The sequence below is a fragment of the Herpetosiphon sp. NSE202 genome (assembly GCF_042688385.1).
Classification (GTDB): domain Bacteria; phylum Chloroflexota; class Chloroflexia; order Chloroflexales; family Herpetosiphonaceae; genus Herpetosiphon.
Map to the genome: position 1 here is coordinate 247,982 of NZ_JBHUPY010000012.1, position 13,260 is coordinate 261,241.

Below are 13,260 nucleotides of genomic sequence, written 5' to 3' on the forward strand. Positions count from 1 at the left end.
CACTTCCTTAACTGCAAACCAATCCATGTAACCATTGTACAAGCAAACGCATCAAGAATATGTAACAGCAAAATGGAGGGCTGTCTATGTTTTTCCAACGCTTATATCACGATGGATTGGCTCAAGCCAGTTATTTGGTTGGTTGCCAAAAAACCGGCGAAGGTTTAATTATTGATCCGCATCGTGATAGTACCGTCTATTTGAATGCTGCCAAAGCTGCTGGCCTGCGGATTAGCGCAATCACTGAAACCCATATTCACGCCGATTTTGTCTCAGGCAGTCGCGAGTTAGCGCAGATTACAGGCGCAAAACTATACCTTTCGGCGGCAGGCCCAGCAGCCTGGCAATATGCTTTTGCCAGCAGCAGCCCCAATGTTCAATTGATCAACGATGGCGCGAGCTGGATGGTTGGCAATTTGAAGATCGAGGTCTTGCACACGCCTGGGCATACCCCAGAACACGTGATTTTTCTCTTAACCGACACGCCGGTTAGCGATCAACCAATGGGTATTTTCACAGGCGACGTATTGTTTGTAGGCGATGTTGGCCGCCCTGATTTACTCGAAAAAGCCGCTGGCGTGCAAGGCGCAAGCCAAGCTGCGGCCAAAGATTTGTTCACATCATTACAACGAATTAAGCAGTTGCCCGATTTTCTGCAAGTTTGGCCAGGCCATGGTTCAGGCAGCGCTTGTGGCAAAGCATTGGGAGCCGTGCCGCAAAGCACTTTGGGCTACGAAAAACAGGTCAATTGGGCTTTCAAACAGCAGAACGAGGCTGATTTTGTAGCCGCAGTGCTCGATGGTCAGCCAAGCCCACCGCCCTATTTCGCCGCGATGAAGCGCATAAACCGCGATGGCCCTGAGCCACGCCCGCAAAGCTTGCCAGCCCTCAGCCTTGCCGACATTAAGCTCGCTAATCGCTTAGTTATCGATTTGCGCTCGGCCAATGATTTTGCCCAAGCCAGCATTCCAGGCGCGCTCAGCCTCAGCAGCGGCGCAATGCTCAATCGCTGGGCTGGTTGGTTTGTGTCAGTTGAGAGCACGCTGATCTTAATTGGCACGGAAGCAGAAGCGAAAACTGCCCAAACCGAGCTTAGTATGATCGGCATCGACCAGATTGAGGGCTTTATCACGCCCGATGTGCTAGCCGAATGGTGCAAAACCAATCCAAGCCAAAGCTATCAACGCCTACCAGCCGCCAGCTTGGTCGATCAGCTTGATCAGGCGTTTGTGCTCGATGTACGCACGCCAGAAGAATATGCCAACGGCCATGGAACTAATGCGGTCAACATTCCATTAAATGAATTGCCCAAGCGCATGGCCGAAATTCCCAATGATCAACCATTGATTGTGCATTGTCAGGCAGGTGGGCGTTCGCCAATCGCGATGAGTTTGCTCAAACCCCATTTCAGCCAGCCAATGCTTGAGCTGAGCGATGGCTGGAATGGTTGGTATGAATTACAACAGGAGCATCACATATGATCAACGAATTAAGTGTTCAAGAACTGCAAGTGTGGGTCAATCAACAACCGATCTTCTTGATCGATGTGCGCGAGCCAGCTGAATATGCCACGGGTCATATCAAAGGCAGCAATTTGATGCCCCTAAGCCAACTCAACAATTATCGCAGCCAAATCCCACATGATCTGCCAATCGTCGTAGTTTGTCGCTCAGGCCAACGTAGCAGCATGGCCGCCCAATGGCTGGCAAGCAATGGTTGGAGCACCATCTACAACGCCCATGGCGGCATGCTGGCATGGAACAAAGCTGGATTACCAGAAGAACGCTAATAAAAGGATAGCAACTAGCTCATGAATATAAGTTCGATTGGGCTAGCACTGTTGGTCGGTGCTAGCATTGGCATCACCTTGGGAATGTTGGGCGGCGGCGGCTCGATTCTGACCGTGCCAGCCTTGGTCTATGTGCTTGGACTAAGCGCTCACGACGCAACCACCAGTTCATTGGTGATTGTTGGCTTGAACGCCGCCTTTGGAGCATGGCTGAATTGTCGACGTGGCCCGTGTATGTTGCGCCATGCCTTTGTATTTGGCGGCATCGGCTTGGGCGCAGCCTTTTTGGGTGCCCGAGTTTCGCAATATATTCCAGCGGTATGGCTATTAACAATGTTTGGCAGCCTGATGCTGATCATTGGCAGTATGATGTTACGTCCCAAAGTTCAAGCCAAAACCAACGAACAAGCGATCGCATGGCCAGCAGTCGTGATGGGCGGGCTAGGGGTTGGCTTTTTGACCGGATTCTTGGGCGTTGGCGGTGGATTTTTGATTGTGCCAGCTTTGGTGTTGTTGCTACATATGCCAATGCGCACCGCCATTAGCTCATCGCTGATTGTGATTGCATTAAATAGTAGCGCTGGAATTTTGGGCCATTTGCAGGGCAGCCATTTCGATTGGACGCTGATTGGCTTGATTATCAGCGGCGGCGTGGTTGGCAACTTGCTCGGCACCCGCTTTGCCCAAAAAGTTCAAGTTCAAACCTTACAACGCAGCTTTGCCTTCTTCGTGATTGCCCTGGGCATCTTCCTCGTGATTAAAAACTTCCCCTTGGCTTAATTGTAGTGGCGCTGTTGTTGCGGCAGGAGCGCCATTTGCCAACCAATTCCACAGTATCGAGAAGCCTATGCTATAATCGGCAGGGTTGATGGTTCGTGATCTGTGTGAGGCATTGAGTTTGAGCTACGTTTTACCGCTTGGCCCGTTTCACCCCGACTGGCAAACCCCGATGCGCATGGTCTTACGGGTTGAGGGCGAACAGATTGCTGATGTTGAATTTCGCGATGGCTACACCAATCGCGGCATTAGCGAGCGTTTGACGCGCACCACCATTCCTCAGGGATTGCACCTTGTGAGCCATATTTGTGCTGCTGATAGCCATGCCCACTCGCTGGGATTTTGCTTGGCACTCGAACAATTACTTAACATTAACGCTTCTGAACGGGCTGCTGCCTTGCGGCTGCTGGCATGCGAAGTCGAACGCGCCACCGTCCATCTTAGCACCATGAAAGATGTGCTGACGATTTTGGGCTTGCAGCGCGATGCTGAGCATGTGCAAAAACTGCATCATGGCTTATTTGAAGTTATGCAACATTTATGTGGCAGCAGCTCGCCGCCCAACTATATTGTGCCAGGCGGAGTGCGTCAAGATCTCAGCAGCACCGAACAAGAATCGATGGCGCTACAATTTCGCCGCCTCGAACGCCTCATGTATCGCTTCGTTGATCGCTTTATCGATCATCGTGGGGTTTTGCGGCGTTGTGTTGGCATTGGCGTGCTGAGCCGCGAGGCAGCCGAACAATTTGGCGTGCGCGGCCCGATGGCGCGGGCTGCGGGCATTGGCTTTGATGCCCGAATTGATCGCGCTTACGGTGCGTATGCCCAATTTCCACCAAGCCGTGTCACCCAAGAGCGTGGTGATGTCTATGCGCGCTTGGTCATTTTTGCGCTTGAAGCCTTTGAAAGCCTCAAATTGGCAATTCGGGTGCTCGCCAATTTACCCAGCGGCGATTGGGCGGGCAATGCACCCGATAGCGTGCCACAAGGCAGCGTGACGGCGAATGTTGAATCAGCTCGGGGCACGCTGCGCTATAGCATTCAAAGCAATGGAGTCAAATTAACCAGCGTCAAGATCGATGCACCACGTCAATTCGATCGCTTGATTGCACGGACAATTTTGGCTGGAATGAACATCGACGACGCACCCTTAATTATCGCCTCGGCTAGTGCTTGCACTGCCTGTAGCGAAGAATAACGCATGAACGGACAAACACTACTCACCCTTGCGCCCTTTGGGCTGCTGATGATCATCGCTTTGGTCAGTTGGTTAACTGGCCAGCGTTTGCGCACGCGCTTGTTGGGCTTAATTGCCAGCGGATTGGCGCTTGGAGCACTGGCTATCATTTGGTGGCTCGCTCAAGGCGATTTGCCGCGTGATGTTGGCCAACGGGCTTGGCTTACCAGCTATGGAGTTGGCCCCAACCCCCTGATGCGCTCGCTGCTGACCTTGCACCTTGATGGCTTGAGTTTGCTCTTTGCAGGCATCACTTTATTGCTCACCAGCATTGGCTTTGCCCACTTGGCGCTAGCGCTTGGGCGAGGCTTGGTTGGTTATGGGCGGCTCTGGGCGGGCATTGCGATTATGGTCTTTGGCAGTTTGCTGGGCATTTTGGCTGGCGATTTGCTGCTGCTGGCGTTTGGCTGGGGGCTTGCCTTATTGGGCAGCACCCTTGCACGCCAAGTTGTTGGCAGCGACGATCAGCGCACGCCCTCGGCCTTGGGCATGAGCGGTATCAGCGGCTTTACAATCTTGGTGGCAATCCTCAGTCAATCAGTGCGGCCAGAAGATGTGCTTGATGGCTCGTTTGTGATGGCCGATATTGGAGTTGGCCAATATTTACGCACCTGGTTGCCGCTGGCAGTTGGGGTTGGCATTGCGCTTGGCTTCCCGCCATTTGGCCGCGTGCTCAGCGACGACGAAGATACAACGCCAGCCTTGCATGGCTTAATCATCAGTGCTGGCGTGCCTGTGCTAGCGGTCTATACCTTCTTGCGCTTCTTTGGGCTAAATCTTGGCACATGGCCAGAAACCTGGTTTATGGGCTTAAGCTACGTTGGCGCGTTAGCCAGCATTGTAGGGGCGGCCTATGCGTTGCGCGCAACCCGCTTTGGCCCATTGGTTGGTTGGCAGGCAGTTGCCCAATGGGGCAATGTGGCCATGGCCTTAGGTCGCTACAAGCCAAATCTGCCGCTTGGCGGCGAACATAATACTGCCGTTGTGATGGCAACGCTGACGATTACCGTCACAACCTTGGTTGCAACCATGCTTGGAGCCATGGCCCTCGGCACCTTGGAACGACGCAGCGGCAGCGACTTGATCGCCAAACAACCTGCGCTTGGCGCGCCATTGCGGGCGGCTGGCTTGGCCTATGCCTTGGCCACCGCAGCGGCGGTTGGCTTGCCTGCGCTACCCAGCTTTTGGGCACGCCGTTGGTTGATGGATTACACCGGCGCTGGCGGTTGGAGCATGGGTGTCTTTTTCGTCAGCAGTGGCTTGCTGTTGCTCTCGTTTATTGGCTCGAATGCACTGTTTTGGCGGGTCGATCCGCAACGCCCAGTTACCCCAGTCGATGCAGGCCGCGCCAACGATGGCCTTTTGCTTGGCCTAAGTTTACCCTTGATTGGCTTGAGTTTGGCTCCGGAAATTTTGGTTTGGGTGTTGCAACCAGCCCTGCGTACCTTGCAAGCAGTGCCCAGCCCAATGGATGATCTTGGCAGCATGAGTATTGGCTTGCGGATGAGCTTCGCGCTTGGTTTTAGTATTCTGCTCTTCGGTTGTTTTCGCAGCCACCGTCAAGCAATTATGCCGTGGACTGGCGGCGAGCAGCCAGATCGCGATGATGGTACGGCGCATTTGCCAGCAGCCAGCAGCCGCATGCTCAGTGGCCTTGCCTTGCTTGGCAATCCGCGTCCAGCCTTGCGCCAAAGTCATGGTATTTTGCAAGGCCTCAGTAGTCGCGTCGCCTGGGTTCTGCAACTCTTTAGCGGGCGCTACTATCTGACCGGCATCCTAATCGCAGCGATTACGATTGTTTTGTTATTAATTCAATAGAGGAAGCTTGCTCGGCTTGATCCGACGAGCATACACAGCCTATGACAATCACCATCTGGATTTTAATGACGTTGCTGGTGGCCAGCGGCGCAGTCATCGCGATTATGCGTGATTGGCGTTTTAGCCTGATTGCGGTTTTGGTTAATTATATTGCCCAAGGGCTGTTTATTGCCCAACAGCAATTTATTGTGCCAGATTTGGTGATTGCTGGACGGCAGTTTAGCTCACTGGTCTTTATTAAGTTGATTACCGGCGTGGGCGTGGCGATTATTTTGGGCATTACGGCGCTGACCTTCTCGCGCGAGTATGGCCTTGAAGATCTCGATGAATTTTCGTTGGCTGAGCTACGCCGCGCCGCCCGGGTTGCCCAACGCGCCAGCACCCAAGAAAATCGCAAATTTGGCGATTATATTGTGCCAATTTGGGCCACACTCTTGGTTGGCTTGGCCAGCTTTTTCTTGCCCCGCGTCTTGCCATTAGCGGTCGAAATGTATCCCGATCAGCTGGGCTTGGCGCGTGCAATCGATTTTATCTGGTATTGGCAGGTGTTTATTGGCTTGATTAGCCTCGTGCTAGCCACCGATATTTTGAAGCTTGGGCTGGGCTTATTGCTTTGTCTCAGCGGCTTAGACTTGCTCTACACCACCTTGGCCAATCGAATTAACATTTTGGCCTTAGGAACATTAAGTTTGGTTACCTTGCTCTTGGCTTTGGCCATCGCCTACCTCAGCGGTTTGCTCTATGGCCGCTTTAAAACCTTGAATCTGAGTGAAACGGAGCGCCTGAAATGACCTTCTTGCTGATGTTTTGCTTGCCATTGGTCATGGCGGCGGTCTGTTTTGCCCTGCGCCAACAACAAGGCTTGGTGCAAATTTTGGCGATTGGCACGACTATTCTGCTTGGCTGGGTCATTTGGCAAGTGCCAGTTGATCAGCCAATTAGCATCGTTGGCGTAAGCATGACCGTGAGGGCGATCAATCGCTTATTTTTGCTTGCCGTCGCTGGCAGTTTTTGTATAACCTTTATTGTGGCAACGCGCGTGGCCCACGGCGAAAATTTCGTGGTGATTGGCTTGATCATTTTTAGTTTGATCAATGCTGCATTAACCATTGACGTTCAATCACCATTCTTAATTACGCTCTTGCTGCTGGCCACGGGCTTGGCAATTATTCTGGCACAAGTCGATTTGCCAATTGGCACAACAAGCTTGCTGCGCGGTCGGGCGATTGGCAGTGGTTTGCGCTACTTGGTGATGATGCTGCTAGCTGGCGTTTTGTTGGCTTTGTGTTTTGTGCTGGCAGACCTCGAAAATACCCCCGATCGATTAAGCACAACCTCATTAGCACGGCCATTGTTGGCCTTATTGGTTGTGGGCATCAGCTTGCGCTTGGCAATTATTCCATTTCACAGTTGGCTGCCCGATTTGCTTGAAGATTCGCCACCCTTGGTCGGCATTCTGATTGGCATGATCAATTTGGCGGCGCTACTGTTTTTGGTTTCGGCGTTTCAGTTTTTGCTTGCACCTGGCTTGTTGACACTTGATCCTGGACGCTTGCGCTTGGTGCGCTTTGTGGCACTTGGCTCAGCCATCGGCGGTAGTTTGCTGGCGATCCACGAACGGCCATCATTACGCCGCTTTTTGGCAATGTTGTTAATTTCCGATAGCGGTATGATGCTGTTTGGCGTGGTTTCTTCGACGACTGGCTTAACGGGCGCGCTCTTCCAAGCCTTCAATCAATTGGTCTTGAGCGTGGTGTTGTGGACAGCAGTGGCCTTGTTAGAGCGGCCCGAACCAACCAGAGCGGCGGCTGGCGATGGCTGGTTGCGGCGACGACCTTGGGCCAGTGGCGTTTTTATCTGTGGGGTTTTGGCCTTGCTCGGCATTCCGCCATTCAATGGCTTTGCCAGCAGAACCTTGCTCTACCAAGGCGCTGCTGAAGAGGGCCGCGGCTATCTTGTGGCGTTGCTAATTGCCACGATGTTAGGCGCGTATGCCTTTGCCTTGGTTTTGCGCGACCACTTCTTGGGTCGTGCCCCAGCAGCCATGCCCGAAGAAGATTTAACCGATTTTCGCGGTTTGGGCTTACCGCCGCCACCGCCCCAGCGCACTGAACCATTGGGCGCAACCACCGTCGCTGTGGCCTTGCTTGGCATTTGTTTGGTGATTGGCTTGTATCCGCCGTTGGTGCTCGACCCAATTATTGAAGCAGTACGCGGCCTGACCTTTGTGCAATTCCTTTAATAGCAAGGACTGAGCATGAACGAGCAATGGCGGTGTTTTATTGCCCTCGATCTGCCCGCCGATTGCCATGCTCAATTATTGGCGATCCAAGCAGATTTACGCCGTTTGAAGCTGCCGATTCGCTGGAGCAAGCCCGAAAATCTGCATCTAACCTTACAGTTTTTAGGTAATGTTGCGGTCGATCGCTTGCCACGATTGCAACAAAGCCTAAGCACAATGCTCGCAACCCAAACAGCCCCAATCCTCAGTTGCACTACATGGGGCTATTTTCCAAATGCCAGCCAACCACGCGTCGTTTGGGCTGGCTTTGAACAATGGCCTGCGCAGCTACTTAAACTACAACAAGCAATTGTTGAGTGTAGCAGCCACATTGGGATTGTCGCCGAAGATCGGCCATGGCATCCGCATATCACCTTGGGCTACGTCAGCGCACAATTAACCAAGCAGCAGCGTGAAGCGCTTGCGAGCCAACTCCAAGCAAGCCAATGGCCAGCCAATCCGGTGGTATATTCCACCTGTCAACTTATCCGAAGCATTACCCAACCCCAAGCCAGTAGCTATCAAGCCCTTGAGACATGGAGCATCGATCATGCGTGATTATCGTTCAATGCTTACCTTAACCAATTTTATTATTGGGTTCTTTTTATTATTAAGTGGCTTTCTGTTGGGTTTTGACCCTGCAACTTCCGATTATCCGAGTTTTTATATTGCAGGCGAAATTGTCAAAGCAGATCATGCCCATTTGCTCTACGATATGAACACCCAAGCCGACTATCAACAACCATATCGTGGCTTTGCACCAGGTAATGTCAGCGATCTTTTGATTTATGTCAACCCGCCACATACCGCCATTTTTATGCTGCCCCTAACATGGATTCCCTTTACGGTATCGTTTTTTGTCTGGTATGCGATTAATTTAGCCATGCTGGCCTATTTTATGCGCCTCATTTGGAACGATCTGGGCGCGACCGAAACGGCTAATAAATGGTTGATAATCAGCACAATTTTTGGGTTTCATACCATTGCAACCGTGCTCTATCTTGGCACATTTTCAATTCTAATGCTTTTGGCATCCTATCAAATCTATCGTTCAAGCCAGCGCCAACAATGGTTTAAGGCAGCGTTTTGGCTCTTTATGGCGACGTTTAAGTTTCAATTTGTGCTATTTATCGGCTTATGGATGCTTATTCAACGCTATTGGCGCGGCTTATTCTGGTTTGCGCTGATTTGCGTTGGATTTGTTGGCATCAGCAGCCTCATCTGGGGCTGGGATATGTGGCCAAATTATTTAGCCAGCGGCAGCAGCACGCTCAATCTTTTTGATCAAAATGGCATCAAACCCAGCCAAACCTTTACCTTACGCGGAACCTTAGCTATGTGGTTTGGCGCAGAGAACAAACAATTGGTCAATACTGTTTCGCAAATTGGCTTAGGTTTAGCTGCGCTCTGTTTTGCTGGCTTAATCTGGCGCTCAGCCAAGCATCCACAGCAACAAGCATGGAATTATAGCTTGGCCATAACCTTTGGTGGCTTGTTTTCATTGCATATGTATGGCCATGATGCCATGCTCTACATTACACCAGTACTCTTGCTCTTCCAACTCTATCAACAACGCCAACAGCCAACTTGGCTACCAAAATATTGCTTGCTTTTGCCATGGCTCAGTTTAATTGGCAACTCGTTATTTCTTGATGGCGAATTGGGCATTCGCTTGCCAACCTTGGTTGCAATTAGTTTAGTCGTGGTCATTCTGCGCTTGCGCCCACAGTATCAGGCGATCGCGCTTGAACCAGCAAGCACAACCTAGCATTTAACCAAGCTTGCTTGCTGATGGTTAAGCATCACCATCAGCAAGCAACAGCTATTCGACCGTAATCAGGCTTTCGATTTCCGCAAAGGTGCTCGCACCAATCCCTTTGACCTCTTGAATGGCCTCAATCGTGGCAAATGCGCCATGCTCCTCGCGATAGGCCACAATCCGTTCGGCAATCGCTTGGCCAATTTTGGGCAAGCTTTCTAATTCAGTAGCGCTTGCCGTATTGATATTGATTAATGTTGGTTGCCGCGCAACGCTGGTTGGCGCTTGCGCAGGCACTGCCGCTTGGGGCACAGGCGTTGGCTCACTGGTTGGCGCAGGCGTTTCGCCAACAATTGGCACATGCACATGCTGAGCATCCTGCAAATAGGCTGCTAAATTCAGCGCCTGTGAATCCGCATCGGGCTGCAAGCCACCAGCCGCCTGCACCAAATCATCAAGCCGCGCGCCAAGCGGCAACTCATAAACCCCAGGCTTAGCCACCGCGCCACTAATATATGCACCCAACAAGCCTATCGTAGGCGTTGCTTCGGCGATAGCCAGGGTCGGCGTTAATGCCAAAGTCGGCGTAATTGGCTCAAGCGTTGGCGCTTCAGTTGGCGCGCTAGTTGGCCATAAACTCAAGGCCTCCTCGCCCTCCGAGCCAGCGCTGGCGGTCGATTGCCAGAGATTCCAGCCCAAAAAGCCAGCCACGACAATTCCCAGTAGCCATTGCCAACGAATCTGTTGTAACATCGGCGCACCTCCCAAGCACAATTAAAAGTCTGGTATCTTTAGAGCCACAGATTGGCATTTTTTGGCATGAAGGAAGCCCAATTGAAGCAAATTCGTGATCTTTTGCCCCATTTCTGCTCAATTCCGCATGGGATTTTGCAGATGGGCACACTCAACGAGCAACTCAGCGATTTAGCGCGACGTTTCGGTGGCACGCGCGAATCGTATGCGGAAGAAGCCCCGCAACATCCAGTTGAAATTGCCGCCTTTGCGCTGGCCCAAGTGCCAGTTACCAATGAACTGTATGCGCACTGGATCAAGCATTCAGGCCAGCGTGCGCCGATTGTCTGGCATGGCTCGCAACCGCCCGCCGAGCTTGCCGCCTATCCGGTGGTCGATGTAACATGGGATGAAGCGGTGGCCTTTTGCGGCTGGCTAAGCGGCGAAGTTGGCCTAGCTCTGCGCTTGCCAAGCGAAGCAGAGTGGGAGCGAGCGGCGCGTGGCGACGATACGCGAATCTATCCGTGGGGCGATGATTTTGACCCGACGCTGATGAATATTAAAGAAAGTATGCGCGGTGGCTTAGCGCCAGTTGGCAGTTATCCACAGGCTGCAAGCCCGTTTGGGGTTTACGATTTAGCGGGCAATATTTGGGAATGGACAAACTCGCTGCAAAAATCGTATCCCTATGTTGCTGATGATGGGCGCGAAGCGCTGCAACCTGCTCCAGAAGCCGATCGGCGGCGAATTATGCGCGGTGGCTGCTGGGGTAATCCTGGCCATTTTGCCCGTAATACCTGCCGTTTTCGCTTGCCCCCTGAACGCTCGACCCATTTATTGGGCTTTCGGCTGGCCTACAACTTGCCCAAGAGTGATTAATCGCTGACTGCATAATCAAGCTAATTCAATCGAAAAAAAAGCCAAAAGCGTGGTATAATCGCAGGCTATTCACGGGAAGCTAATTCGACATTTCAGCTACTTTATCCAGCAGGCGTAGCCTTCCTAGCGCATCGGAGGATGGTATGTCACGGGAACATTACGAGCAGCAACTTCGGTCACTGAATGATGATCTCTTACGCATGGGAGCGTTGGTCGAAACCGCCATTGGCCAATCGATTCAGGCCTTAACCAACCACGACGAGGCCATGGCCCAGGATGTTATTCGCAACGATGATTTAATTGACAAAGCCCAATATGCTTTGGAAGAAAAAGCCCTCTTGCTGTTTGCAACCCAACAACCATTAGTCGCGCGTGATTTACGCTTAGTGAGTGCGATTATTACGATTGCGAGTGAGCTTGAACGCGTTGGCGATTATGCTGAAGGAATTGCCAAAATTGCGATTCGGCAAGGCCAAACGCCAGCACTCAAGCCGCAAGCTGAAGTGCCATCGATGACCAGCAAAGCGCAAACGATGCTACGCACCGCTTTGGAATGCTATACGCGGATTGACGTTAAGCTGGCCAAAACCCTCAGCGCTGCCGATGACGAAATCGACAACCAAACCGATCGCGTTCAACGCGAAATTCTCGAAGTTATGATTGCTGATGCCAGCACTGTTGAACAAGCAACCCGTTTATTGTACGTTGTGCATAATCTCGAACGCATCGCCGACCGTGCCACCAATATCGGTGAACGGGTTGTCTTTATGGCAACAGGGCAAATCGCCGACCTGAATGAACAACGGGCGTAATTGAGGAACAGGTTGGCAAATTCTCTGTTGGAGGTTTTCAATGGGCGTGTCTCACCGTCAAGTTTTTGATGAACAACTCACCGAGTTGCACGATGGGGTTTTTCGCGTTGGCACCATGGTTGAAGCAGCCTTATCTGAAGCGCTGCAATCAATCAAACTTTACGATCAAGCGGCGGTGCGCAAGGTTGTGCAAAACGACCAAACAATCAATCACGAGGTGCAGCGGTTGCATGATCAAGCCCTGTTGATCATCGCAACCCAACAGCCATTAGCCCGTGATTTGCGCTTGGTGAGTGTGGTTCTCAGCCTTCTGCCAGAGCTAGAACGCATGGGTGATTATGCGGCGACGATCTGTAAATTGCAGGAACGAATTGCTGCCACCCCCAATTTTGTGAGCGTCGCCGAAATGCCGCAGCCAATTCCGCGCTTAATTAGCGAATTGAGCCAGCGCACCAGCGAAATTTTGCATGCTGGCCTCGAAGCGTTGCGCAAAAACGATCGTAGCTTTGCCGACCGCGTAACGACGCTCGACGATGTGATCGATCAATTGTATCGTGAGATGTTCGAAGCCACAGTTAAAATTTCAACTAGCAGCCCTGAACTGGCTGCCGCCGCCATTCACTTGCTGACCTTGGCGCATAATCTCGAACGGCTCGGCGATCGGGTTACCAACTTGGCTGAACAGATCGAATATCTGATTACGGGCAAAGTTGTGGCGCTCAATCACTAAATTGGGCTGGAACCTCGGGGCGTGAGCAGCGTAGTATCCTCGGATTGCATTTGCTTGGCATTGGAGGATGTATGATTTGGACGTTATTGGCGTGGCTCGGCTTTTTGGCATTGCTGGGATTCGGCTGGGTTGCAGTAGCGACATTGCGTGGTGCGATCCAAGGTCGCGCAAGTATGCTCTGGCTGCTTGGCATTTGGACTGGCCTTTCAGCGCTTGGCGCACTGCTCGTTTGGCGGGCGGCGCTGCTTGAAACTTGGTCGCTTAGCTTGTGGCTAGGCTTAGCCTTGGCCGCAATCGCCCCAATTGCCTGGGTTTTGGGCAATGTTGGCAAACGCTTGCAAGCCCACGGAATCAAATTGGGCAATTTGCTCAAATTCCGCTAGCATCACAGCCATGGCTATGGCATAATAAAGCGCCACAGTTGGCGCAGCGAGTCTCCAACAGGA

General features: G+C 52.1%; 14 protein-coding genes. 13 read left to right on the plus strand and 1 reads right to left on the minus strand.

The window, feature by feature from the left end; translation table 11 throughout:
* Positions 1–86 precede the first annotated feature (86 nt).
* The 9 genes from ACFMKP_RS15545 to ACFMKP_RS15585 all read left to right on the plus strand — a co-directional run bounded on the left by ACFMKP_RS15545 (position 87) and on the right by ACFMKP_RS15585 (position 9,670).
* Positions 87–1,481, plus strand: a complete 1,395-nt coding sequence (locus ACFMKP_RS15545; RefSeq protein WP_382292897.1) for a rhodanese-like domain-containing protein — start codon at positions 87–89, stop codon at positions 1,479–1,481.
* Positions 1,478–1,789 (plus strand): rhodanese-like domain-containing protein, encoded by a 312-nt coding sequence (locus tag ACFMKP_RS15550; protein ID WP_382292899.1) that lies wholly within the window; start codon positions 1,478–1,480, stop codon positions 1,787–1,789. The genes ACFMKP_RS15545 and ACFMKP_RS15550 overlap by 4 nt, the downstream gene beginning before the upstream one ends.
* 21 nt (positions 1,790–1,810) lie before the next feature.
* Entirely contained in the window at positions 1,811–2,569 is a 759-nt protein-coding gene (locus tag ACFMKP_RS15555; RefSeq protein WP_382292901.1) for a sulfite exporter TauE/SafE family protein, read from the plus strand.
* A gap of 118 nt (positions 2,570–2,687) precedes the next feature.
* Positions 2,688–3,764, plus strand: coding sequence for an NADH-quinone oxidoreductase subunit D (locus ACFMKP_RS15560; RefSeq protein ID WP_382292903.1), 1,077 nt, complete (start codon positions 2,688–2,690; stop codon positions 3,762–3,764).
* 3 nt (positions 3,765–3,767) lie between these two features.
* Positions 3,768–5,621, plus strand: coding sequence for a hypothetical protein (locus tag ACFMKP_RS15565; RefSeq protein WP_382292905.1), 1,854 nt, complete (start codon positions 3,768–3,770; stop codon positions 5,619–5,621).
* Between the two features lie 41 nt (positions 5,622–5,662).
* A complete protein-coding gene (locus tag ACFMKP_RS15570) occupies positions 5,663–6,412 on the plus strand; it encodes a hypothetical protein (RefSeq protein WP_054533064.1) in 750 nt (249 codons plus the stop codon).
* Positions 6,409–7,863 (plus strand): proton-conducting transporter membrane subunit, encoded by a 1,455-nt coding sequence (locus ACFMKP_RS15575; protein ID WP_382292907.1) that lies wholly within the window; start codon positions 6,409–6,411, stop codon positions 7,861–7,863. The genes ACFMKP_RS15570 and ACFMKP_RS15575 overlap by 4 nt, the downstream gene beginning before the upstream one ends.
* A 15-nt stretch (positions 7,864–7,878) precedes the next feature.
* Positions 7,879–8,460 (plus strand): RNA 2',3'-cyclic phosphodiesterase, encoded by a 582-nt coding sequence (thpR, locus tag ACFMKP_RS15580; RefSeq protein WP_382292909.1) that lies wholly within the window; start codon positions 7,879–7,881, stop codon positions 8,458–8,460.
* A complete protein-coding gene (locus ACFMKP_RS15585) occupies positions 8,453–9,670 on the plus strand; it encodes a glycosyltransferase family 87 protein (RefSeq protein ID WP_382292911.1) in 1,218 nt (405 codons plus the stop codon). The genes thpR and ACFMKP_RS15585 overlap by 8 nt, the downstream gene beginning before the upstream one ends.
* 54 nt (positions 9,671–9,724) lie before the next feature.
* Here the strand turns inward: ACFMKP_RS15585 and ACFMKP_RS15590 are convergent, their stop codons facing one another.
* A complete protein-coding gene (locus ACFMKP_RS15590; protein ID WP_382292913.1) occupies positions 9,725–10,414 on the minus strand; it encodes a helix-hairpin-helix domain-containing protein in 690 nt (229 codons plus the stop codon).
* A gap of 81 nt (positions 10,415–10,495) precedes the next feature.
* On the opposite strand from ACFMKP_RS15590, the gene ACFMKP_RS15595 reads away from it, so the two are divergent.
* The 4 genes from ACFMKP_RS15595 to ACFMKP_RS15610 all read left to right on the plus strand — a co-directional run bounded on the left by ACFMKP_RS15595 (position 10,496) and on the right by ACFMKP_RS15610 (position 13,197).
* Positions 10,496–11,272: a formylglycine-generating enzyme family protein gene (locus ACFMKP_RS15595; protein WP_382292915.1), complete on the plus strand. Its 777-nt coding sequence runs from the start codon at positions 10,496–10,498 to the stop codon at positions 11,270–11,272.
* A 143-nt stretch (positions 11,273–11,415) separates the two neighbouring features.
* A complete protein-coding gene (gene phoU, locus ACFMKP_RS15600) occupies positions 11,416–12,084 on the plus strand; it encodes a phosphate signaling complex protein PhoU (protein WP_382292917.1) in 669 nt (222 codons plus the stop codon).
* A 40-nt stretch (positions 12,085–12,124) separates the two neighbouring features.
* Positions 12,125–12,814, plus strand: coding sequence for a phosphate signaling complex protein PhoU (gene phoU / locus ACFMKP_RS15605; protein ID WP_382292919.1), 690 nt, complete (start codon positions 12,125–12,127; stop codon positions 12,812–12,814).
* A 71-nt stretch (positions 12,815–12,885) separates the two neighbouring features.
* Positions 12,886–13,197 carry a hypothetical protein gene (locus ACFMKP_RS15610; RefSeq protein ID WP_382292921.1) on the plus strand — a complete coding sequence of 104 codons (312 nt, stop codon included), beginning with the start codon at positions 12,886–12,888 and terminating at the stop codon, positions 13,195–13,197.
* Positions 13,198–13,260: the final 63 nt, after the last annotated feature.